This is a genomic window from Dyella acidiphila, from assembly GCF_014863405.1.
GTDB classification, from domain to species: domain Bacteria; phylum Pseudomonadota; class Gammaproteobacteria; order Xanthomonadales; family Rhodanobacteraceae; genus Dyella_B; species Dyella_B acidiphila.
On the sequence record NZ_JACZZA010000004.1, the window covers coordinates 189,990 to 213,423 of the forward strand.

Annotated in this window: 19 protein-coding genes; 11 read left to right on the top strand and 8 right to left on the bottom strand. The window is 65.8% G+C overall.

Going from position 1 to position 23,434, the window contains the following annotated elements; all coding sequences use genetic code 11:
• Positions 1-148: 148 nt before the first annotated feature.
• The 4 genes from IGX34_RS09130 to IGX34_RS09145 form a co-directional block, all read right to left on the bottom strand.
• Positions 149-1,921: a hypothetical protein gene (locus IGX34_RS09130; RefSeq protein ID WP_192555409.1), complete on the bottom strand. Its 1,773-nt coding sequence runs from the start codon at positions 1,919-1,921 to the stop codon at positions 149-151.
• Between the two features lie 85 nt (positions 1,922-2,006).
• The gene (locus IGX34_RS09135; RefSeq protein WP_192555506.1) at positions 2,007-2,933 is read right to left on the bottom strand and encodes an aspartate carbamoyltransferase catalytic subunit; all 927 of its coding nucleotides are present in this window, start codon (positions 2,931-2,933) and stop codon (positions 2,007-2,009) included.
• 58 nt (positions 2,934-2,991) lie between these two features.
• The gene (gene ruvX / locus IGX34_RS09140) at positions 2,992-3,435 is read right to left on the bottom strand and encodes a Holliday junction resolvase RuvX (RefSeq protein ID WP_192555410.1); all 444 of its coding nucleotides are present in this window, start codon (positions 3,433-3,435) and stop codon (positions 2,992-2,994) included.
• Positions 3,432-4,001 carry a YqgE/AlgH family protein gene (locus IGX34_RS09145; RefSeq protein ID WP_192555411.1) on the bottom strand — a complete coding sequence of 190 codons (570 nt, stop codon included), beginning with the start codon at positions 3,999-4,001 and terminating at the stop codon, positions 3,432-3,434. The genes ruvX and IGX34_RS09145 overlap by 4 nt, the downstream gene beginning before the upstream one ends.
• Before the next feature lie 154 nt (positions 4,002-4,155).
• Here IGX34_RS09145 and IGX34_RS09150 point away from each other — a divergent pair, with 154 nt between their 5' ends.
• Positions 4,156-4,752 (top strand): flagellar basal body-associated protein FliL, encoded by a 597-nt coding sequence (locus IGX34_RS09150; protein ID WP_225737338.1) that lies wholly within the window; start codon positions 4,156-4,158, stop codon positions 4,750-4,752.
• Between the two features lie 172 nt (positions 4,753-4,924).
• Here the strand turns inward: IGX34_RS09150 and IGX34_RS09155 are convergent, their stop codons facing one another.
• Both IGX34_RS09155 and gshB read right to left on the bottom strand, forming a co-directional pair.
• The gene (locus IGX34_RS09155) at positions 4,925-5,785 is read right to left on the bottom strand and encodes a TonB family protein (protein ID WP_192555412.1); all 861 of its coding nucleotides are present in this window, start codon (positions 5,783-5,785) and stop codon (positions 4,925-4,927) included.
• Positions 5,782-6,744 carry a glutathione synthase gene (gene gshB, locus IGX34_RS09160; protein WP_192555413.1) on the bottom strand — a complete coding sequence of 321 codons (963 nt, stop codon included), beginning with the start codon at positions 6,742-6,744 and terminating at the stop codon, positions 5,782-5,784. Before gshB ends, IGX34_RS09155 begins: the two co-directional genes overlap by 4 nt.
• Positions 6,745-7,163: 419 nt before the next feature.
• On the opposite strand from gshB, the gene pilG reads away from it, so the two are divergent.
• From pilG to IGX34_RS09195, 7 genes are all read left to right on the top strand, one after another.
• Entirely contained in the window at positions 7,164-7,520 is a 357-nt protein-coding gene (gene pilG / locus IGX34_RS09165; RefSeq protein ID WP_188799497.1) for a twitching motility response regulator PilG, read from the top strand.
• A 32-nt stretch (positions 7,521-7,552) separates the two neighbouring features.
• Positions 7,553-7,924 (top strand): response regulator, encoded by a 372-nt coding sequence (locus tag IGX34_RS09170; protein ID WP_192555414.1) that lies wholly within the window; start codon positions 7,553-7,555, stop codon positions 7,922-7,924.
• A 7-nt stretch (positions 7,925-7,931) separates the two neighbouring features.
• Positions 7,932-8,477, top strand: a complete 546-nt coding sequence (locus IGX34_RS09175) for a chemotaxis protein CheW (protein ID WP_192555415.1) — start codon at positions 7,932-7,934, stop codon at positions 8,475-8,477.
• A 110-nt stretch (positions 8,478-8,587) separates the two neighbouring features.
• A complete protein-coding gene (locus tag IGX34_RS09180) occupies positions 8,588-10,621 on the top strand; it encodes a methyl-accepting chemotaxis protein (RefSeq protein WP_192555416.1) in 2,034 nt (677 codons plus the stop codon).
• A 74-nt stretch (positions 10,622-10,695) separates the two neighbouring features.
• Positions 10,696-16,785, top strand: a complete 6,090-nt coding sequence (locus IGX34_RS09185) for a hybrid sensor histidine kinase/response regulator (RefSeq protein WP_192555417.1) — start codon at positions 10,696-10,698, stop codon at positions 16,783-16,785.
• Between the two features lie 93 nt (positions 16,786-16,878).
• Entirely contained in the window at positions 16,879-18,543 is a 1,665-nt protein-coding gene (locus tag IGX34_RS09190; RefSeq protein WP_192555418.1) for a chemotaxis protein CheB, read from the top strand.
• A complete protein-coding gene (locus tag IGX34_RS09195; protein WP_192555419.1) occupies positions 18,540-19,016 on the top strand; it encodes a chemotaxis protein CheW in 477 nt (158 codons plus the stop codon). The genes IGX34_RS09190 and IGX34_RS09195 overlap by 4 nt, the downstream gene beginning before the upstream one ends.
• Positions 19,017-19,175: 159 nt before the next feature.
• On the opposite strand, the gene IGX34_RS09200 is transcribed toward IGX34_RS09195, so the two are convergent.
• Entirely contained in the window at positions 19,176-19,910 is a 735-nt protein-coding gene (locus tag IGX34_RS09200; RefSeq protein ID WP_192555420.1) for a 16S rRNA (uracil(1498)-N(3))-methyltransferase, read from the bottom strand.
• A 176-nt stretch (positions 19,911-20,086) separates the two neighbouring features.
• On the opposite strand from IGX34_RS09200, the gene IGX34_RS09205 reads away from it, so the two are divergent.
• Entirely contained in the window at positions 20,087-20,413 is a 327-nt protein-coding gene (locus IGX34_RS09205) for a hypothetical protein (RefSeq protein ID WP_192555421.1), read from the top strand.
• A gap of 6 nt (positions 20,414-20,419) precedes the next feature.
• On the opposite strand, the gene IGX34_RS09210 is transcribed toward IGX34_RS09205, so the two are convergent.
• Positions 20,420-21,784 carry an adenosylmethionine--8-amino-7-oxononanoate transaminase gene (locus IGX34_RS09210; RefSeq protein ID WP_192555422.1) on the bottom strand — a complete coding sequence of 455 codons (1,365 nt, stop codon included), beginning with the start codon at positions 21,782-21,784 and terminating at the stop codon, positions 20,420-20,422.
• 68 nt (positions 21,785-21,852) lie between these two features.
• Between IGX34_RS09210 and IGX34_RS09215 the strand changes: the two genes are divergently transcribed.
• Both IGX34_RS09215 and IGX34_RS09220 read left to right on the top strand, forming a co-directional pair.
• Positions 21,853-22,635 carry a type II secretion system protein N gene (locus tag IGX34_RS09215; protein ID WP_192555423.1) on the top strand — a complete coding sequence of 261 codons (783 nt, stop codon included), beginning with the start codon at positions 21,853-21,855 and terminating at the stop codon, positions 22,633-22,635.
• Positions 22,632-23,408, top strand: coding sequence for an inositol monophosphatase family protein (locus tag IGX34_RS09220; RefSeq protein WP_192555424.1), 777 nt, complete (start codon positions 22,632-22,634; stop codon positions 23,406-23,408). Before IGX34_RS09215 ends, IGX34_RS09220 begins: the two co-directional genes overlap by 4 nt.
• Positions 23,409-23,434: the final 26 nt, after the last annotated feature.

Here is a 23,434-nt window from a genome sequence, read left to right on the forward strand (position 1 = left end):
CCGTCATCCCGGCGAAGGCCGGGACCCAGTGACTTTCCCCGTATCAAAAACGCTGGAATGACAGTGGCGTAGTCCGACACACATCAGGGGCAAAGAAAAAGGAGCCGAAAGGCTCCTTTTTCATGTGCCCCTGCAACGCAGGCAAGCGCTACTTCAACTCGGTATGCGTGGTGATCACCAGACCCTGATCGCCCATCTGCACATTCGCGCCGATCGCCTTGATATGCGCCGCTTCCGCCTGCATCGCCGCGAACTGCGTCTTGGTGCTGGCCAGCGACGCAGCGGCGTTCTTCTGGTCGTCCTGTGCATCGGCATCGTCGGGGCTCGAAGCCGCCGCCGCGCTCGCGGCATTCTCGGCATGCTGTTCCATCAGCTGGATCCAGCTGCTGTACATCGAGCCGTCCAGGTGCATGCGCATCAGCTCGCCCGCATCGCCGCCGGGCTGGGTGAGCAGGTCGGCCAGCTTGCTGTCTTCGCCATCGCCCACGGCTACGCCCAGCGACTTGGCGCCCATCGCCGCCCAGCCGGTTTCGCCCAGCGCATTGGTGAGCTGGGCCGGCAGCGCCACCGGCTTGCCGTCGCCGGTGAGCTTCACGCCGGCGATCAGCGGGCTGGTGACTTGGGCCATGGCCAGCAGGCCGGCCGGGTTATTGGTGCCGACCAGCACGCGGCCGGCTACCTTGGGCATGCCGCCATTCGGGTTGGGGGTGTAGCTATCCAGCGCGATATGCAGGCCGAGCAAGTCGCCGATCGGCGGCACCGCCGCCTTCTGCATGCCCTGGCCGAGGTTGCTGAAGCTCTCGTTGAGGTTTTCCAGCATCGGGCAGGTGAACGGCTTGGCCGCCACGGCATCGGCCTGAGCGCCCCAGAACGCGCGCAGCTGGGTCATCGGCAGGGCCACGCTCAGCTCGAACGGAGCGCTGGCATTGCCGCCAAGGCCGGGCAGTTCCACCTTCAGGCCGTTGAAGGCGGTGACGATGTCGTTGGCCAGCGCTACGTCGAAGCGCATGTCGCGATGCTTGTCGTCCAGATTGGTGTAGCCGAAGCTCATCTGCGGCATGCGTGCGGCAATGCGTGCCGCATCGGTCTGGCAGCTGGCCGGCACCTGCAGCAGGTTGGCCACCGGTTCGCCGGTCTTGGCCGATTCGCTTTCGGCGCGGGTCTTCAGCAGCGCCACGGCGAGCGGATCCTGGCCGCCGCTGGCCAGCGGCAGCAGGCGACTCAGGTCGATCTCGCCCACCGCCCACTTGGCATAGCCCTTGGCCTTGGCCAGGTCGGCGAGGGCGTCGCTGTCCTGGATGCTCTTGGCCGGGCGATCCAGGCCCAGCGCTTGGCGCACCAGCGGCTGGGCAGCGTCATCCGGCAGCATTGCCAGCACGGCCTGCTTGCCGGTCACCGCGATGATGAACTGCAGATGCGAGGCGGTGGCCACATAGCGCTGGTAGCTCTGCGAGCCCACCGTGGCGGTATCGAATTTCTTGCCGTAATCGTTCTGCAGCTTGGCGACGAAGCTTTCGAACGCTTTGGTGTCGGCCAGCTGCATGCGCAGCACCGGCGACAGGCCCAGCCCGTAGAACGCGGAATAGCCCTTGGGGTCGATGCCAGTTTCCTGGATCACCTGGTTGGCGCTCTTGCCGTCGAATTCGCTGGCGACCGTGCGCAGGTATTTGGCCATGTCCGGATCGGTGGCCTGGATCTGCTCGGCCTGCGCCTTCATCTGCGCGACCTGTGCCGGCATCTCGGCATCGACCTGGGCCAGGATGGCCTCGCGCGTGCTGTCGTCGAGCACGTCGAGATTGGCGATCACGTAGGGGGTATCCGCCGGCACGAAGGCCAGGGGGGCATCCTTGTCTTTGTGCGAGCAGGCGGCCAGCATCAAGCCGGACAACGCCAGCGCCAGCACGCGCTTGGTCGTACGCATATCTTTCCCCGGGTAATGGTGTCGTGTTACCGCAACATTATGCCCGCTTTACGGCGCAGGCGCTGCGAATACTTGCTGGCCGCGTTCAGCGCGCGAGCATCTCGGCCAATACCGCCATGCGCACGAACACGCCGTTGCCGACCTGCTCCAGGATGCGCGACTGCGGCCCGTCGGCGACCTCCGGGGCGATCTCGACGCCGCGGTTGATTGGTCCCGGATGCATTACCAGGCAGCCGCGCGCGGCCTTGGCCAGGCGACGGGTGTCCAGGCCGTATTCGCGGAAATAAGCGGCCTCGTCGGGCAGGTCGATGCTGGCCATGCGTTCTTTCTGCAGGCGAAGCATGATCGCCACGTCGGCGCCTTCGACCGCCTCGTCGAAGCTCTCGTAGAAGGTGCAGGAGGGGAGCTCCTCGGCTTCCGGCATCAAGGCGGCCGGTCCGCACAGGCGGATTTCCTTGGCGCCCAGCTTGGTGAAGGCGTGCACATCCGAGCGCGCCACGCGCGAATGCTTGACGTCGCCGCAGATCACCACGATCAGCTTGCTGAAGTCCGGGCGGTGCTGGCGGATGGTCAGCGCATCGAGCAGGCCCTGGGTCGGGTGGGCGCGGTTGCCGTCGCCGGCGTTGACCACGGACACGCCGCTCATCGCATGCTTCACCAGTTCGTCCGGTGTGCCCGATACCTTGTGCCGCACGATGATCGCGTCCAGGTGCATGGCTTCGAGCGTGTGCAGGGTGTCGAACAGTTCCTCGCCCTTGGCGGTGGAAGAGAAGCCGATATCGAAATTGATCACGTCCGCACCGAGGCGGCGTGCGGCCAGCTCGAACGAAGTGCGCGTGCGCGTGGACGGTTCGAAGAACAGATTGAGGATCGTGCGCCCGGTAAGCAGATCCAGCTTGCGCGTGCCGTGCGCACAGGCGTCGCGCATGGTGATGGCGCGGTCGAGCAGGCGTTCGATGCATTCGCGCGGGAGGTTTTCCAGCGTGGTGAGGTGGCGCAGGCGTGGGAACATGGTGGTCGTCTTGATGTTGTTATTGGAAATGGGCCAGTTCTTCATGACGATGCACGCGCTACGGGAGCGTGTTCGCCGCTTCGACGTGCTGATGCAGCCAGCGCTCGAGAATGACTGCCGCCGCTTCCGCATCGATCTGCACCGCATCGCGCCGCCGCTTCAGGCCGGCGGCGCGCGCATGTGCGAAACGCTGCGCGGCCTCGCGCGAGCTGTGCCGCTCGTCCATCAGCATCACCGGCACCCGGTAGCGCTGCTGCAGGTGTTCGGCGAAGCGGCGCGCGCGTTTGCTGGCTGGCTGTTCTTCGCCTTCGAGGGTGAGCGGCAGCCCGACTACGAATGCCTCCGGCAGCCATTCGCCACGCAGGGCATCGAGCGCGGCCCAGTCGGGCGTGTCGTTGCGCATCGCCACGGTGGCGAGGGCGCGCGCGCTGGCGGTGACGCGATTGCCCACTGCGACGCCGATAAGCTTGCTGCCGACGTCGAAGCCGAGCGCGCAGCTCATGCGTGGCCCGCGTAGCCGGGCAGTTGCAGCGGATCCACGCCGACCAGACCGGCGGCGGCGCTCCAGCGCTCCTCCAGCGGCGTGTGGAACACCACCCGCTCGTTGGCGTCGGCGGTGAGCCAGGTGTTGTCTTTCAGTTCCTGCTCGAGCTGGCCGGCGCTCCAGCCGGCATAGCCCAGCGCCATCAGGGCCAGCCGCGGGCCTTCGCCGGCGGCCATGGCGACCAGGATGTCGCGCGAGGTGGTCACCGACCAGTCGCCGTTGATGCGGTAGCTGGATTCCCAGTGGCCGTGCTCGCGATGCAGTACAAAGCCGCGCTCCTGCTGCACCGGGCCACCGATCAGCACCGGGGCATCGGCCAGTTCGTGGTCGACGCAGTCCAGCTTCATCTGCGCCAGCACGTCGCCGAAGCGGTATTCGGACAACTGGTTCACAAGCAGGCCGACTGCGCCGTCCTCATCGTGCTGGCAGAGAAAGGCTACGCCGCGGGAAAAAGGCGGCTCAGCCAGGCTGGGCATGGCGATCAGGAACTGTCCGGCGAGGGATTGGGGAGTCTTGGGCCGCATGTCGCCATTGTATGCGCTGGCCGGCGCCGCGTCTGCCGCGCGTGAACGTGGAAAAGCGGTGAATATTGGCCTGCGCAGGTTATTAGGATGTCATCGCGAGGTGAGATGAACCGTTATGGTGCGTCGTATTGGATTACCAAAAGGGAAGTCGCGCATGAACCGTCTGGCCCGGCTGCTGATGCTGTTGCCCCTGCTGATCGTCCCCAGCCTGGCCTTGGCCAAGCATGACCATGGGAGCGGCGATGGTCTGGCCGATGCCACGGTGCTGATCATCCGCCACGCCGAAAAGCCGGCCGACGGCGCGGGCCTGACGCCGGAAGGCGAAGCCAGGGCGCGCGCCTACGTGGGCTACTTCGAGCATTTCAGCCTCAATGGTGCGCCGATGGTGCCGAATGCGCTGTATGCCGCGGCCGATTCCAAATCCAGCATGCGCCCGCGGCTCACCATCACACCGCTGAGCGAGGCGCTGCAGCTGCCGATCGATAGCCGCTTTGCCGACAAGCAGACCAGGAAGCTGGTCGACGCGCTGCGCCAGGAGCCGCACGGCAAGCAGGTGCTGATCGCCTGGCATCATGGCGAGATTCCCGCCTTGATCGATGATCTGGGTGGCGATGCCGCCGCGCTGATTCCCGGAGACAAATGGCCATCGCAGGTGTTCGGCTGGGTGATCGTGCTGCAGTACGACCACAAGGGCCGCCTGGCGGCATCCCAGGTGGTGCACGAGGATCTGATGCCGGACGATCGGTCCTGAGCCCAAACGCACAGTGATCAACGCATGGCACGTAGGTTGGGTTAGCGCAGCGTAACCCAACGATTCCATCATCCATGGCAAGCGTTCTGCCTTGCGCATGACGGTCAAGTTCGTGCGAAATGGCGACATCGTTGGGTTACGCTGCGCTAACCCAACCTACGGCGACGTTGCGTCAGCGCGTCTTCAACACATCGCCTGGCTGAAACTGCCAGGTGCGCGTGATGTAGAGAATGTCCACTTTCTCTTTGCTGTCCGGCGGCAGCGCCGGGAAGGGCGCGCAAAGCCTGACGATGGCGATGGCGGCCTTGTCGATCACCGCCTGGCCCGAGCTCTGCGTGATATCGATGCTGTGCACGCTGCCGTCGCGGTTGAGCCCGACGGTGAGAATCACATCGCCGTACAGATGCTGCTCGCGCGCCTGCTCCGGATAGTTGAGATTGCCTACGCGCTCGATCCGGTCCACCCAACCGCGCATATACGCCGCATAGGCGTATTCCTTGGTGCTGGCCGAAATGAATTTCTTGTGCGGACGCTTGGCGTAGGCCTGGCTTTGCTGGCGCACCTCGGCGGTGAGCTGCGCGGCCTGTTGTTCGATGCGCGCCTCGTCGGCATTGGCGGCGGTGTCGCGTTCGTCCTTGGTGGTGCCGCTGTTGACGCTGAAATTGCTGCTGCCGCTGGTGGTGAGCATGCGCTGGTCGGTCGCTTGCTGCGGCGAGGGCGTGGCAGCGTCGACCTGCTGCGGCGCCGTGCCCGCATCCGGCTTGGGAAGCAGGCCGGAGAAGGGTTGCGAGGGGCGGGCCGATTTGTCGCTGTCGCCGCCGCCCTTGTTATTGGCCTGGCCGAGGAAATCGGCCTTGTCCGGCGCCTCGTTGTTGGCCACGTTGACCAGGGTCACGTCCAGCGTGGGCAGCGCCGGGCGCGTGGCCACGTAGGTGACGCCGATGCCGAACAGCAGCAGGCCGTGGACCAGCAGCGAAAAAATGAAGGTGGCCCCGATCTTGTTGTCGCCGGGACGGTGGGCAACGGCATTCACGCAGGAGTGTTCTCGATCGCATCGAACAGTAACCCGGCAATATTAAGCCCGAACTGCTGGTCCAGTTCGCGCACGCAAGTCGGCGATGTGACGTTGATCTCGGTCAGGTAGTCGCCGATCACGTCCAGGCCCACGAAGCGCAGGCCGCGGCGGCGCAGATCGGGGGCGACTTGGGCGGCGATCCAGCGGTCGCGCTCGCTCAGCGGCACGCCTTCGCCGCGGCCGCCTGCGGCGAGGTTGCCGCGGAATTCATCCCCCTGCGGGATGCGGGCCAGCGCATACGGCACCGGTTCGCCGTCGATCAGCAGGATGCGCTTGTCGCCGGCGCTGATCTGCGGAATGAATTTCTGCGCGATGGCGAACTGCCGCCCCTCGCCGTGCGCATCGCCGGCCAGCAGTGTCTCCAGCATGGAGTTGAGGTTTTTGTCGCCGGCCTTCACGCGGAAGATGCCGCGGCCGCCCATACCGTCCAGCGGCTTGAGCACCGCATCGCCATGCTCGGCCACGAAGGCGCGCAGCTCGGCGGGATCGCGCGCCACCAGGGTGGGTGCCATGCATTGCGGGAACTGGGTGGCGAACAGCTTCTCGTTGCAGTCGCGCAGCGCGCGCGGGTCGTTGATGACCTGCACGCCGGCGCGCTGGGCCGCTTCCAGCACCATGGTGTCGTAGATGAACTGGGCGTCGACCGGAGGGTCCTTGCGCATCAGCACCACGTCCAGCTCGCGCAGGTCGGTCCAGCGGGCCTCGCCCAGGGTGAACCAGCCGGTGGGGTCGTCCTTCACCGTCAGCGGGCGCAGGCTGGCCCATGGGGCGCCGTCGCGCAGGGCCAGGTTGCCCTGTTCCATGTAGTACAGCCGATGGCCGCGGCGGGCCGCCTCCAGCAGCATGGCGAAGGTGGTGTCCTTGGCGATCTTGATGGCGCCGATGGGATCCATCAGCACGGCGACCGAACGGGGCATGGGAATTCCGGTGATCAGCGAGCGGGGGTGTGCATCGTCGCCGAGGCGGTCCGGTACGGCAAGGCGGCGGGCGGGGACGGCGGCTGGCAACCTTCTCCGGGCGTTGCTTTGCATCCCGGGACATGATGGTGATCAACATCACATTCGTGAAGATCAGGGAAACTATAGGGGGTGGGCGCTAAAGCTGGCTGCCATAAGCGATTTTTCCTTGACGGAAAGGCGTGCAGGCAGTAAACAGCAACGATGGAGCGCCCTGACGAAGATCAGGCGTGTAGGTAAGTGTTCTGCAGGATTTTTCATCTGCATCGGGTAACGGCCCTTGGCTGCGTACCGGGTGTCGTACCTGAGCCTGGGGAAGGCCACAGGGGGGTTAAGTGAACTTGAACGTAGGTACGAACGGCTTGGCCGGTCTTAAGGTCATGGTTATCGATGACTCCAAGACCATCCGCCGCACGGCGGAAACCTTGCTTAAGAAGGAAGGCTGTGACGTGCTCACTGCCGTCGACGGCTTCGAAGCGCTGGCCAAAATCTCGGACCAGAAGCCGTCGATCATCTTCGTGGACATCATGATGCCGCGACTGGACGGCTATCAGACGTGCGCGCTGATCAAGAACAATCCGCAATTCCGTGCGACGCCAGTGATCATGCTGAGCTCGAAGGACGGGCTGTTCGACAAGGCGCGCGGCCGCATCGTCGGCGCCGAGCAATATCTCACCAAGCCGTTCACGCGCGATGAACTGCTTGGGGCAATCCATCGCCATGTCACCACGGTTTGATGTCCGTGGGGACAAGCTCTAAAGGGGGAGCTGTGGCCAATATTCTCATCATCGACGATTCGCCGACCGACGTGCGCGTGTTCACCACGCTGCTCGAGCGCGCCGGCCATCGAGTCGATGCCGTCAACAATGCCGAGGACGGCATCGAGCGCGTGCGCGTCACGCGACCGGATCTTGTCATCATGGACGTCATCATGCCGGGCATGAACGGTTTTCAGGCGACGCGCACGCTTACGCGCGATCCGGAAACCGCGGGCGTACCGATCGTGATCATCACCACCAAGTCGATGGAAACCGATCGTGTGTGGGGCATGCGCCAGGGGGCCAAGGCGTTCATCACCAAGCCGGTGAACGAGAAGGAATTGCTGGCCTGCATCGACGAGCTGCTGCCCAAAGCGGCCTGAGGTGAGCATGAACGCAGTCGTCGCCCAGACACCTTTCGAGATTCTCGCCCGCTACGAGCGGCTGTCGCTGGCGCACGCGTCCGGTACGCAGGAGCGCTTCGAGGCGCCGGGCCTGTGGCGCGGCATCGGTTATCGCGCGGGCAGCCATTTGTTCGTCAGCGGCATCGAGGAAATCAACGAGCTGCTGGCCGTGCCCACGCTGACGCCGGTACCCGGCACCAAGCAATGGCTGCTGGGTGTGGCTAACGTGCGCGGCAACCTGATGCCGGTGATCGACCTGGCGCGTTTCCTGTTCAGCGAGCGCACCCAGCATTCGGAGCGTACGCGCCTGCTGGTGGTGCGCCAGGGCAATGGCAACGTCGCGTTGATGGTGGACGAAGTGTTCGGCCAGCGCACGGTGGATGCGGAGCAGCGCCGCGGTGCGGAGCCGGAAGCCGATCCGCGCCTGACCCGCTTCGTCGACGACCGCGTGGACGTGGACGGGCAGCGGCTGGCGATGTTCAGCATGGGCAAGCTGGTGCGGGCGCCGGATTTCCGGCAGGCGACCGCGTAACGAAATGAGCAGGACCGGTGCCAGATGCGGCCGGACGAGGAGCCTAGGCTCCGGATTATTTGAGCCGGCAGGGTGTGGTGCCGGTGGGCAGTAACGGATGAGGTGAAGATATGAGCACTACAGGGGGCGTCGGCAAGGAACGGGGATATACCATCCTCATCGTCTTGCTGGTGGTTTCGATCGGCTTCGCGGCCATCGACTTCGTGCTACTCAACTTCAAGAACAGCGAAGATCGCCAGGCGATCTCGCTGACCACGCAGATCCAGGTGCTGTCGCAGCAGACGGCCAAGTACGCGCTGGAAGCGTCCGGCGGTAACGCCGACTCTTTCGCGGAGCTGGAGAATGCGCGCGACGCCATCGACTCGGCCGTACAGCGCCTGGTCAACGGCGACAGCAAGACCGGCATGGTGCCCTATGCCGACAAGAACGCCACGCCTACCGGGCGTTCGGTCAGCAAGCTGGCCGACGCGTGGAAGCAGCTCGACGGCGATATCGGCAAGATCCTGTCCAACAAGGCGACGGTGCTCGATTCCTCGCAGCGCGCGGACGATCTTTCCAAGCAATTGCCGCTGCTCAACTCCAACATGGAGCAGGTGGTCAACATCCTGCAGCAGCGCAAGGGCAGCAGCGTGGATGAAATGCTCGGTGCCTCGCGCCAGATGTTGCTGGCCGACCGCATCATCCGCCGCGTGCAGGAGGTGCTGCAGGGCGGCGAATCCGAACAGGCTTCCGCCGACGGCCTCTCGCGCGACGCGCAGAGCTACGGCGAAGTGCTGAAGGGTCTGCTGCAAGGCAACCAGGGCATCGGCGTGCAGCAGCTGGGCGATGCCAATGCGCGCAAGATTCTTTCGCAGATGCAGGGCGACTGGGACAAGCTGAGCGACCCGGTGGCCAAGCTGGCGGCCGCCGCCAGCAACATCGCCGAAGTGAAGAGCGCCGGCAACCAGGCCTCGCTGGATTCGCAGAACGTGCTGCTGCGCGCGAACGACCTGGCCGAGCAGATCGGCCAGCTGCCGGTGCGCCGCCTGTTCCCGAACGTGTGGTGGGGCGTGATCGGTGCACTGGGCGCCGCCGCCTTCGCCGTGCTGCTGGTTATCCAGCTGGTGACCGACCAGCGCCGCCGCTTCCGCGAATCGACCGAACTCAACCAGCGTAACCAGGAGGCGATCATGCGCCTGCTGGACGAAATGGGTTCGCTCGCCGAAGGCGACCTGACGGTGAAGACCACCGTGTCCGAGGACATCACGGGCGCGATCGCCGACTCGGTGAACTACGCCATCGACGAATTGCGCACCCTGGTGACGACGATCAACGAAACCTCCGAGCAGGTATCGTCCTCGGCGCAGGAAACGCAGACCACCGCACGCCACCTGGCCGACGCGGCGCAGAACCAGGCGCACCGCATCAGCACGGCGACCACCGCGATCAACCAGATCGCCAGCTCGATGGACGATGTGTCGAAGAACTCCGCCGAATCGGCTGACGTGGCCGAACGCTCGGTGCAGATCGCTTCGCACGGCGCCGAAGTGGTGCGCGAAACGATCTCCGGCATGGACTCGATCCGCGACCAGATCCAGGAAACGTCCAAGCGCATCAAGCGGCTGGGCGAATCCTCGCAGGAAATCGGCTCGATCGTGGAACTGATCAACGACATTGCCGAGCAGACCAACATCCTCGCCTTGAACGCCGCTATCCAGGCGGCCTCGGCGGGCGAAGCGGGTCGCGGCTTCGCGGTGGTGGCGGACGAAGTGCAGCGCCTGGCGGAACGCTCCGCCAGCGCGACCAAGCGAATTGAAACCCTGGTGCAGACGATTCAGTCCGACACCAATGAGGCGGTCAATTCCATGGAGCAGACGACGGCCGAAGTGGTGGCCGGTGCACGCAAGGCGGAAGACGCCGGCAGCGCACTGGGCGACATCGAGCGCGTTTCGCACGACTTGTCCGCGCTGATTCAAAACATCTCCGCCGCGGCGCGTCAGCAGTCGATCGCCGCGACGGATATTTCGCAATCCATGAACGCGATTCAGGAAATCACGTCGCAGACGTCGCAGGGCGCAAGCCAGACGGCGGAATCGATCGGTTACCTGGCGCAGTTGGCTAGCGATTTGCGCCGCTCGGTGGCGCACTTCAAGCTGCCGGGTTGATATCGGGCCATAACAATGAGGGCAGCCTCGACGGTTGCGAGAAGCGTCAGCAACGCAACCGCTGAGGAGGGCGCATGAGACTTCAAGACCACATCGATTTCACCACCCTGCAATGGGTCAAGCCCGAGCTTGACGAGACGCTTGCGCTCGCACGTCAAGCGCTGGAGTCCTACGTCGACAACCCCGGCGAGCGCGAAGCCATGCGCTCCTGCGCCGACAACCTGCACCAGGTGCAGGGCACTCTGCGCATGGTGGAGTTGTACGGCGCGGCGATGGTTGCCGAAGAGATGGAAACACTGGCCATCTCGCTGCTCGAAGACCACGTACGCAACCGCGAGGATGCCTACGCCGCGCTGATGCGCGGCCTGATGCAGCTGCCCGACTACCTCGAGCGCCTGTCCGGCGGCCATCGCGATGTGCCGGTAGTGCTGCTGCCGCTGCTCAACGAGCTGCGCGCCAGCCGCGAACAGGAAGCGCTGACCGAAGCGGCGTTGTTCACGCCCAACCTCGATGCACAGCTGCCGGCGCAGGCACCGCCCCCCGCCAACGTCGCCGATGCCGCGCAGAACAAGGCCGAGATCGGCGAACTTCGCCTGCGCTTCCAGCAGCAGATGCTGGCCTGGTTCCGTGGCCAGGGCGCGCAGCATCAGCTCGCCGCCATGCGCAAGACGCTTACCGCGATCACCGCGCGCTGCACCACCACGCCCGGACGCCGGCTGTGGTGGATTGCGGCCGGCGTGCTCGAAGGCCTCGATCACGGTGTGCTGAAGAACCATGCGGGCGAAGTGCGCCAGTTGATCGGCCGCGTCGACCGCAGCATCCGCCAGCTGATCGAGCAGGGTGAAAACAGCCTGCAGGGCGGCGACGCCGACGACCTGGCGCGCAAGCTGCTGTACATCGTGGCGCAGTGCAAGCAGCGCAGCCCGCAGATGACGCAGCTGGCGCAGACCTACAACCTCGATGGCCTGGTGCCGGACGACACCGAGCTGGAGCACGCACGCGGCTCGATGGCCGGCCATAACCGGGCCCTGCTCGATTCGGTCGCCCGCGCGCTGAAGGACGATCTGCTGCGCGTAAAGGAATCGCTGGACCTGTTCCTGCGCCAGGCCGATGCCGACCCCGCCCAGCTCGGCGCCCAGGCCGAAGTGCTCGAGCGCGTCGGCGACACGCTCGGCATGCTGGCGCTGAACGTGCCGCGCCGCGTGATCAACGAACAGCGCCGCGTGCTGGAAGAAGTCGCCAATCGCATGCGCAGCCCCGATGAGGAGTCGCTGCTGGATGTGGCCGGTGCGCTGCTCTATGTAGAAGCGTCGCTGGACGACCATATCGAAAGCCTCGGTGCCGAAAACGCGCCGGCCGAAGAGCAGGGGCCGGCCATGCTGCCGCGCAGCGAGGCGCGCCACATCCTCGCCACCCTGATGAACGAGGCCGTCGGCAACACCGGCAAGGTGAAGAACGGCATCGTGGCCTTCGTGGAATCGGGCTGGCAGCACGAGCAGCTCAACGGCATGCCGGCGCTGATGGACGAAGTAGCCGGCGCCATGCGCATGCTGTCTTCGCCGCGCCCGGCGCAGATCGCCGAAGGCGTGGGCCGCTTTATCGGCAACGAACTGTGCGTGGATCAGCGCGTGCCCAGCAGTGTCCAGATGGACCAGCTGGCCGACGCCCTGGCGGCACTGGAGTACTACCTGGAAGCTGCGCGCGAACATCGCGGCGGCCTCGAGCACATTCTGGATGTCGCCGAGCACAGCCTGGGTGGTCTTGGCTATTGGCCGCCACCGCTGGCCAAGGCGATGCCGGAGCCGGAAGAAGAAGCGCATGCCGAACTGCATGCGCCGGCACCGACCTTGAACGAGCCGGTGAGCCTCGCCCATGGCGAGGATGTCAGCGGGCTGTTCATCGGTCATGCCGAAACGCCGGCGCCGCTGGTGCACGACGTCACCGGCCTGCATCTGGTCGAAACCGAAAGCCGCACCTACGCGCCCGCCGCCGATGAAGGCGCCGACTGGATCGAGATCGAAGAAGAAGTCGAAGAGCAGGTGGCGTCTGCCGATCCGCTCGCCGCCGGCGCCGGCTTCCAGGCCAGCACCGAGGGCATCGACGACGATATCCGCGAGATCTTCCTGGAAGAAATGCAGGAAGAGATCAACAACCTGCGGCAGGCGCAGGAAGCGTGGGTGGCCGATGCGGCCCAGCTCACCGCGCTGACGCCGATCCGCCGTTCGTTCCATACCTTGAAGGGTTCCGGCCGCCTGGTCGGTGCCAGCGTGCTGGGCGAATTCGCCTGGCGCGTGGAGAACATGCTCAACCGCGTGCTCGACGGCACCGTGCCGCCGCACGAAGGTGTGCAGGTGCTGGTCGGCCATGCCATCGACGCACTGCCGCAACTGCTGGCCATGCTCCGCGACGGCCAGCTGCCGACCGCGCCGCTGAGCGCGATCATGCAGGCTGCCGACAAGCTTGCCGCCGGCGAACAGGCCAGCATGGAGCAGTTCGCCTCTACCGGCGACGTGCAGACCGTGCGGCGCGTGGTGCGCCGTCGCGTGCCGCGTACGGACGCGGCGATCGATGCCATTCCGGCCGCCACCCATACCGATCACTCCGTTGCCGCACAGCAGCCGGTCGAAGTCGCCGAGCCTGCCGCGTTCTTCGCACCGATCCACGAGCCGGTGTTGCCGCCGGTCGATCCGGTGCTGCTGGAAATCCTGCGCAGCGAAGTGGCGCAGTACCTGCAGATCATCCGCAACGCCGCCAACTTCGCCGACGGCGAGCTGCCGGTGGAAGACGGCCTGCTGCGTGCCGTGCATACCCTGCACGGCGCGATCGCGATGGTCGAGATTCCGTTGCTGATGCACCTGCTGTCGCCGCTGGAAAGCCTGCTCAAGCGCCTGCGCGCCGCCGGCCAGCCGTTGTCGACCGAGGGCGTGCGTCTGTTGCGCCAGAGCGCCGACGTGGTCGACGAAGTGATGGCGCAGTTCGACACGCCGTATCCGCAGCTGCCGGATGCCGCGGCGCTGATCGAACGGCTGGAACAGCTGCGCGATCACCAGCCCGAACCGCAGATGGCGCACGTGGTGTTCGAGCCGCATCAGCTGGAAGCCGAAGCGGCCGCGCCCGATGCGCACGAAGCCCAGCACATCGAATTCGAAACGCCGCTCGCCCCGTCGCAGCAGGCGCCGGCCGAGCACGATGCAGAAACTCAGTTCGACGCGCCGCTCAGTCACGATGACGATGAGGCGGAGCTGCTGGCCGCGCTCTCCGCGCACGAACCGGAACAGACGATCGAGTCGTTCGAGCACGCCGCACCGGAAACGACGGAGCCGCTGAGCCAGCACGAGCCGGAGACCAGCGCGGAGGAAGAAGAATTTGCCGCGCTACTCGCCAGCCTCGATGCGCTGGAGCCGGAAGAACACGCCACCGCGCTGACGCACGAAGCGGACGTCGCGCCGGTCGAGCTGCATGCCGATGTGCAGCACTTGGCCGCGAACGAACTGCTCGACGCCACGCCGGCCACCGAAGCAGAGGCTGCGGACGAAGAGAGCAAGCTTGCGGATGAAGCGCCGCAAGTGGAGCACGTTGCCGAAGAAGCGACGGAGCAGGAACTCACGCCGGAGCCCGAGCCGGAGCACGTCGAGGCCGAAGCCGAGCATGTGGCGGAAGAGCCTGTACACGTGGCGGAGGAACCCGCACACGTGGCAGAGGAGCCCGTGCACGCAGCGGAAGAGCCTGCGGTGGAAGCCGAGCCGGTGCATGTGGCCGAGGAAGCGGTGCCGGCAGAAGAGCTGCTCATCTTCAGCCATATCGATCCCGACTTGCTGGAAATCTTCAGCGAAGAGGCGCGCGAGATTCTCGACGACGCCGACGGCGTGCTGGCGAAATGGCATGCCGAACCGGCCGATGTGTCGCATATGAACGGACTGCTGCGTGCGCTGCACACCCTCAAGGGTGGCGCACGCATCGCCGGCGTCACCCCGGTGGGCGATCTGAGCCACGCCATCGAAAGCTTGCTGGAGCGTTCGCACAACATCGATCCGCAGCAGACCGCGCCGCTGATCGGTACGCTGGAAGTGGCCTTCGACCAGATGCACGGCCTGGTGCAGCGCGTATCGCAGGGCAAGGGCATTGCCTACCCGCACGCGATGATCGAGCTGTTGCAGAAGGGCACCGAAGAACCTGCTGCAGCCTCTGCGGAAGCGCCGGCGGAGCAGCATATCCACGTGCCCGCGCCGCAGCCGTTGCCGATGGTGGAACTGCCGTCGCTGCTGCCGGCAGAGGAGCTGCAGACCGAAGAAGTCGGACGCACCGCACAGGAACAGATCCGCGTTCGCGCCGACCTGCTCGACAGCCTGGTGAACAACGCCGGCGAAGTGGCGATCTACCGCTCGCGCCTGGAGCAGCAGGTTTCGGCCTACCGCTTCAACCTGGTCGAACTGGAACAGACGGTATCGCGTCTGCGCGGCCAGCTGCGCATGCTGGAAATCGAAACCGAGGCGCAGATCATCGCGCGCTTCCAGCGCGAGCACCGCGAAGCCGGCATCGGTGTGTTCGATCCGCTCGAGCTCGACCGTTTCTCGCAGCTGCAGCAGTACTCGCGTGCACTGGCCGAGTCGGTATCGGACTTGGTGTCGATCCAGAACATGCTCGACGAACTTACCCGTCAGGCGGAAACGCTGCTGATCCAGCAGTCGCGCGTGAGTTCGGAACTGCAGGAAGGCTTGCTGCGCACCCGCATGCTGCCGTTCGACACCATGGTGCCGAATCTGCGCCGCACGCTGCGTCAGGCCGCGCAGGAAGAAACCAAGAGCGCCCAGCTGTACGTGGAAGGCGCGCACGGTGAAATGGACCGCAACCTGCTCGACCGCATCAAGGCGCCGTTCGAGCACATGCTGCGCAATGCCGTAGCGCACGGTATCGAAACGCCGGACGAACGCCGCAAGGCGGGCAAGCCGGAAGAGGGCGCGGTACGCATCCGCGTGGCGCGCGAAGCCACCGAGGTGGTGGTGCGCGTCAGCGATGACGGCCGTGGCCTGGACCGCGAAGCGATCCGCAAGCGCGCGATCGAACGCGGCCTGGTGCGCCATGAAACGCGCCTCAGCGACGACCAGTTGCTGGCGCTGATCACCCAGACCGGCTTCTCCACTGCCAGCACGGTGACCCAGCTTGCCGGCCGCGGCGTGGGCATGGACGTGGTGGCGAACGAGATCAAGCAGCTTGGCGGTTCGCTGGCGATTGAATCGACCCAGGGCGTGGGCACGACGTTTGTGCTGCGCCTGCCGTTCACTCTGGCGGTAACCCAGGCGATCCTGGTACGCATCGGCGAATCCACCTTCGCCATCCCGATGACCTCGGTGCAGGGTGTGGCGCGCATTACGCCGGACGAACTCGCCCAGCGCATGGCGGAAGACAATCCGCAGTTCGAATACAACGGCGAAGAGTTCGGCATCCACGATTTGTCCGAGCTGCTCGGCCTGGTCTCGGGCCATGTCGGCGACGAGGAACAGCTGCCGCTGCTGCTGACCCGTTCGGGCGACCTGCGCGCCGCGATCCGCATCGACGCCGTGATCGGCTCGCGCGAAATCGTGGTGAAGTCGGTCGGCCCGCAGGTGAGCTCGGTGCCGGGCATCCTCGGTGCCACCATCATGGGCGACGGCTCGGTGCTGGTGATTCTCGACCTGGCCCCGCTGGTGCGCCACGGCCTGAGCCGGCGCGAGCAGCGCCTGGCCGAAGGTGCGTCGTACGCGAGCGTTGCGCCGGTGGTCGAAGATGTACGCACGCGGCCGCTGGTGATGGTGGTGGACGATTCCATCACCATGCGCAAGGTCACCGGCCGCGTCCTGGAGCGCCACGAGTACGAAGTGGAAACCGCGAAGGACGGCCTCGACGCGCTCGAAAAGCTGCATGAACGCGTGCCCGACCTGATGCTGCTCGACATCGAAATGCCGCGCATGGACGGCTACGAGCTGGCAATCCAGATGAAGGCCGACCCGCGCTTCCGTGGCGTGCCGATCATCATGATCACCTCGCGTACCGGCGAAAAGCATCGCCAGCGCGCGTTCGATCTCGGCGTGGAACGCTACCTCGGCAAGCCGTACCAGGAAGCGGAACTGTTGGCGCAGATCAGCGAAGTGCTGGAGCAGCATGCGCGGGAGCCGGTGAATGATTAAGAGTCTGGCATCGCTCAGTCACGTATCGACATATGCTCCTTCGCTCTGCCTTGGCCTGCGGCCAAACAGCTTCCGGCGCGAGGTAACCGGGGTATGACGTCAGACCCGAAGCACATCGCGCTCTTCTTTGATGATGCTGAGCTTGGTAGTCACCTGCGCGCCGCACTTTCCGAGCACGGCGCACAGATCGCCCACGAAGGCCCGCTAAGCAGCTTCGACGCAGCACAGCTGCGCCAGTCCGGCGTGGACGTGCTGGTGGTGAATCTGGACGATGCGGTAGACGACGCAACGCTCGACCGCATCTACGGCCTGATCGAATCGGGCGACATCCCGGTGGTATTCAATGACGCGCAGGCCAGCCGCGCACTAGAGGGCTGGGACCGTGCGCGCTGGGCGCGTCACCTGGCGGCCAAGGCGTTGAACAGCGGCAGCATCGATCCGCCGCGTCCCGACCATGCACGCGAAATCGAAGCGCCTGCACCGTACGAAGAACTCGTAGCGGCACCGGAGGCGGCTGCACTGATCGATGAAGCGGCGCTGGAAGATCAGGGCGAAGAACTGCCGCTGGTGCACGACGACTCGGCACCGGACAGCGAAACGCTGGCGGCCGAGCTGGAAGCCCTGCTGGCCTCGGACGAAGGTGGCGAGCCGATCGAAAGCGAATTCGGTTCGGGCCTGAAATACCAGGCGGAAGACGAACTGCCGCCGTTGCACGATGGCGATTTCGGCCAGCACGAAGCGGCTGCGCAGGAAACGGCTGTGCAGGAAGCAGCATTGCCGGCGACAACCGCCGAGCTCACTACTTCCGAGCCCGCGGCCGTGGAAGTCGCCAAACCGCCCGCATTCGAGATCAACCTCGATCATCTTTCGCTGGCCGATGCTGGCGAGGCGTTCACCGCGCCGGTAATCGACCGCTCCACGCTGGCGCAGCAGACCCCTACACCCACCGCACCGGAATGGGGCTTTGTGGATGAAGAAGCCGCTGCACCTGCGCCGGCCAAGAACAGCCCGGTGTTCGGTGTGGAAAAAGTAAGCGCTGCCGACTACCTGGCGCCGGCTGCCGAGCAGGTCGAAGAGAGCGAGCTGCCAATTGCGCCGGGCATGAGCCTGGAGCTGGTGTCGATGGAAGAAGCCATCGCGCCCAAGCACGATTACCAACCCTACGAAACCCATTTGCACGAGCTGGAAACCGCGTTTGCGCGGCTGCTGGTGCTGGGCGCGGCGCGTGACAGCGGTGCATCGCTGGCGAATTTCCTGGCCGGCTTGCCGGCCGACCTGAAGCTGCCGATCCTGCTGACCCAGCATCAGGGCGATGGCGCTGCCGAACAGCTGGCGCAGTCGCTGGCCGAGCGCAGTGCGCTGCCGGTGAAAGTGGCGGCGACCGGCGCGCGTGCGCGCGTCGGCGAAGTGCTGGTGGTGCCACGCGGGCAACAGGTGCGGGTGCTGCGCGATGGCCGCGTGGAACTCAGCGCCGCCAATGACGGCGACAACGAGCAGGCGCCTTCGATCGACAGCAGCTTCACGATGGCGGCCAACGTCTTCGGGCGCGATGCGCTGGCGATCGTCTTCGCCGGCAAGGCCACCGACGCGGTGGCCGGCGCGCAGGCGATCCACGATCGCGGCGGACAGGTGTGGGTCGAATCGTCCGTCAGCGACCACTATTCCGACATGGTGCATGGCGTGCTGGCCGAACGCCTGGCCAGTTTCTCCGGTTCGCCGCAAGAGCTCGCGGTGCGACTGGTCGAGGACTTCCGATGAGCGAACAGCAACTTCCCCGTGAAATCCGCTGCGTGCTGGTGCCGGTCGGCAATCTGCGCCTGCTGCTGCCCAATGCGACCGTGGCCGAAGTGATTACGCTGGCTACGCCCGAGCCGGTTCCTGATGCGCCGGACTGGCTGGTCGGGCGCATCGCCTGGCGCGGCTGGCGCGTGCCGCTGATCTCCTTCACCAAGCTGGCTGGCGCCGAAGAAGGCGATACCGAACTGAGTGTGCGCGTGGCCGTGCTCAAGGCGCTTGGCGACAATGCCGAACTGCCGTTCGTAGCCGTGCTCACCCAGGGCTTCCCGCGACTGACCACGCTCAACTCCGAGCTGATCATCCCCACCCACGACGGCAAGCCGCTGCCGCGCGGCGTGAAGGCGCAGGTGCTGGTGCGCGACGACGTGGCGGTGATCCCCGATCTGGAAGGGATCGAGAACGAAGTCTACGAGCTGCTGCAGCAAGCGAGCTGAAGCGCCGATTTTCGCGACCTGTTGCGCATGGCCATGTGGCGAGTGAGCTGGCGTAGATTGGGTTACCCCGGACTTGATCCGGGGGTAACCCAACAATGCCTCGCCGCTTCGATGAAGATTTGTTGGGTTACGCTGCGCTAACCCAACCTACTGGCCGGCTTATAGATCGCCGTGCAAGGCCTGCAGCGCCGCCAATGCGGCCAGGCCCGCGGTTTCGGTACGCAATATCCGCGGCCCCAGGCGCAGGCCCTGAAATCCCGCTTCCTGCAACGCACCGACATCGCGTTCGCCCAGGCCGCCTTCCGGCCCCACTACCAGCAAGCCCCCGGCATCGCCGAAGCGCAATGCGCGCGCGCGCAGCGTGCCCTCGGGCAGCAGGGCAACGCGTTGCGCATCGTCGGCGACGAGATCTTTCAGCCACTCCTGCAGCAACTGCGCGGGCGCAATTTCTGGCACGCACACGCGGCCGCTCTGCTCGCAGGCGCTGGCGGCCACGGCACGCCAGTGCAGCAGGCGCTTGTCGGCGCGCGCCGCATCCAGCTTCACTTCGGAGCGCTCGGTAAACAGTGGCACAACCCGCGCCACGCCCAGCTCGGTCGCCTTCTGCACGATCAGGTCCATCTTTTCGCCGCGCGCCACGCCTTGCGCCAGGGTGAGCCGGAGCGGAGATTCGCACGCGACCTGCTCACGCTCTTCGAGGCGCACGACGACCTCGCGCTTGCCTACCGACACCAGCGTGGCGGCGTAGTCGTAGCCATCGCCGTTGAACACGGTAAGCATGTCGCCCGCGTTCATGCGCAGCACGCGCGCCACGTGTTCGGCGGCCTGTTGCGGCAGGGCCAGTTCGGTATGCAGGGACAGGGCCTGATCGACGTGGATGCGGGTGCTGCGCATACAGGTTCGCGTAACAGAAGGACCGTCCAGCATACAACTTGCCGTCGCGGTGCGTTCACGCAACTAAACGCCGCTGGCCGGATCTGCCCCTCTGGCTTGCGGGCGGGGCAACGCGGGATCAGGATGGTGAGTACCCACTGGTGGCTCGCCACTCCCCGGGCGAGCAGGAGCTTGCCATGTCCAAGATCGTTACCGTCGTGATCCTGCTGGCCGCCGCCGGCTTTGCGACCGCGCTGCGCGCAGCGCCGCAGAATGTCCCGCCAGCGCCCTTGGTGCCCGCTGCAGCGTCATCCGCAGCATCCCCCGGCCACGCCTCGCCGTTGAAGCCGGGCGATCGCAACTGCATTCGCGACACCGGTAGCCTGATTCCGCCCAAGCCGGGCCAATGCCTGCCCGTGGCGGGGCGCTCCTACAGCAAGGACGAACTGGACAGCACCGGCAAGATGAAGCTCGGCCCGGAGTTGCAGCAGCTGGATCCGAGCGTCACCTTGCAACGGCATTGATGGCCGCTAAGCCTTGACCGCGAGCGTAATGCCGTCGCTGGCCACCTGCACGAGTTGATCGATCTGCGCTTCGGTGATCACGTACGGCGGCATGAAGTAGACGATATTGCCCAGCGGCCGCAGCAGCGCACCGTGTTGCAGTCCGTGCAGATACACATGCATGCCGCGCCGCTCGGCTGCGGGGAAGGGGCGGCGCGTGGTCTTGTCTGCGACCAGTTCCACCGCCGCGATCATGCCGTGCTGGCGCACGTCGGCAACATGCGGATGCGCGCGCAACGGCGCGAGTGCCTTGGCCAGATGTGCGGATAGCGCGCGATTGCGTTCCAGTACCGGCTCGTCGCGGAAGATCGCCAGCGTTTCCAGCGCCGCGCGGCATGCCAGCGGATTGCCGGTATAGCTGTGCGAATGCAGGAACGCCTTGCCGGCGCTGTATTCCGCATAGAAAGCGGCATATACGTGCTCGGTGGTCAGCACCGCCGACAGCGGCAGGGTGCCGCCGGTGAGTCCCTTGGACAGGCACATGAAATCCGGTGCGACCTGCGCCTGCTCGCACGCGAACATGGTGCCGGTGCGGCCGAAGCCGACGGCGATTTCATCGGCGATAAAATGCACCTGGTATTGATCGCATAGCGCGCGCAGCCCGGTCAGATAGCTGGGGTGATACATGCGCATGCCGCCGGCACACTGCACCAGCGGCTCGACGATCACGGCACAGGTTTCGTGCGCGTGCCGCTCCAGCAGTGCGCGCATCGCTTCGAGTCGGCGTGCTGCGGTTTGCTCGGGCGATTCGCCTGGCTCGCCTTCATACGCATCCGGCGACGGCGCCAGGATCGGCGTCAACAACAGCGGCGCATAGGTCTTGCGGTAGAGCGCCACATCGCTCACCGACAGGGCGCCCAGCGTTTCGCCGTGATAGCTGCCGCTCAGCGCGATAAAACGCGTCTTTTCGCCGTGTCCCTGGTTGAGCCAATAGTGGAAACTCATCTTCAGCGCCACTTCGACGGCGGCCGAGCCGTTGTCGGCGAAGAACACCTTGTCCAGTCCGGCCGGGGTGATCTGCACCAGCTGTTCGGCCAGTTCGATCGCAGGTGGATGGGTGAAGCCGGCGAAGATCACGTGCTCCAGCGTCCTGGCCTGTTCAGCCAGGCCTGCGGCAATGCGCGGATTGGCGTGGCCGAACAGATTGGTCCACCAGGAGCTGATGCCGTCGAGATAGCGGCGGCCGTCGGCATCGATCAGCCACACGCCTTCGCCGCGCACGATCGGCACCAGCGGCACCTGCTCGTGGTCGTGCATCTGCGTGCAGGGATGCCAGATATGCTGGAGATCGCGCCGGGTAAGTGCGGCGTTGGCGTCGTGTGCTGGAGTCATCCGGCTATGATCGGCGCATTGGCCGATCGCCTCAAGGGCGCGGCCGCCTCCCTGCAGAAAGCGATGGCATGACGTATTTGCGCGCAGTCCTGGCCGGTGTGGCCGTTTTTGTTGCCGCACTGGCCCTGCTGGTGTGGTTCATGCCGGCGCGGCTGGCGCTAGGCCTGATGCAATCGCGCCTGCACGGCCTGCAATGGGAGCAGGTGGGCGGCAGCCTGTGGGATGGCCAGGCCGGGCAGGTGTCCACCGCCGATGGCGCCGCGCTTGGCCAGTTGCACTGGACGTTGTCGCGGCGCGCCTTGCTGGGCGATGTGCGGTTCGGCATGGATCTGCGCCAGCCGCAGCTGCAACTGCAGGCGCAGATGCAGCGGATCTCCGACACGCAGGAAAACTGGCACGACGTCGATCTGCATGCCGACATGGCCATGCTCGGCATGCAGCCACTGCTCGCGGGGCAACCGCAAGGCCAGCTGGATCTGCACATCACGCACATGCTGCTGCAAGGGCAGTGGCCAATGCAGGCCGATGCGTCCGGCAGCTGGTCGCACGCTGCCGTGCGCACGACGCAAGGCACCGTCGCGCTAGGCCGGCTGCGGCTTGTCGTACAGGCCGAAGCCGGTGTGCTCAAGGCCACGCTCGACGATGATGGCAGCGGTCCCTTGCGGACGGCTGGACGGCTATCCGTAAGCCCGCTCGGCTGGGAGCTGCAACTGGATATGAAGCCACGCCGCGACGATCCGGCCTTGCTGCACTGGCTGCGCGGCTTTGGCCATCCTGCTGCGGACGGCAGCGTGCAAGTCCGCTATCGTGGCGGCTTGGCCCAACTCAATCCAGCGACAGGACATCCATGAACGATCCGCGATGGGATGCGGCGCTTAAGGCAGCGCGCGAGGCCGCCGCCGCGGCGGCCGAGGTGATCCTTCACTACTGGCGCCGCGGCGTCGAGGTTGAGATCAAGTCCGACGCCACGCCGGTTACGATTGCCGACCGCGAGGCCGAGCAGGCGATCCGCGCCGTGCTCGCACCGGCCCTGCCGGGCGCGGCGATCTACGGTGAGGAGTTTGGCCTGGACGGCGAGCGGGATGGGCTGCTGTGGCTGGTCGATCCGCTGGATGGCACCAAGAGTTTCGTGCGGCGCACGCCGTTCTTTTCCACCCAGATTGCGCTTATGTATCGGGGCGAGCTGGTGCTGGGCGTATCGAGCGCGCCGGTGTACGGCGAAACGATGTGGGCCAGCGCGGGCGGCGGGGCGTGGCTCGACGGCAGCCGGGTAGAGGTGGCGCCGACGGCGCAGATGGCGCAGGCCGCGCTCTCGATCGGCAATGTGAAAACGCTGACCGGCGACGCGCGCTGGGATGCACTGGGCGCGCTGATCCGCGACAGCAACCGCATCCGCGGCTATGGTGATTTCTGCCATTACCACCTGCTTGCACGCGGCGGCCTGGACCTGGTGATCGAATCGGATGTGAACATCCTCGATATCGCGCCGCTGGCGGTGATCGTGCGCGAGGCCGGCGGGGTATTCACCGACCTGCATGGCCAGCCGCTCAGCCTCGAAACCCGCAGCGTGCTGGCCGGCACGCCGGCTATCCATGCGCAGGCGCTGCGGCGACTGGCCCTATAAATCGGACGACAACGGTTACAATCCCC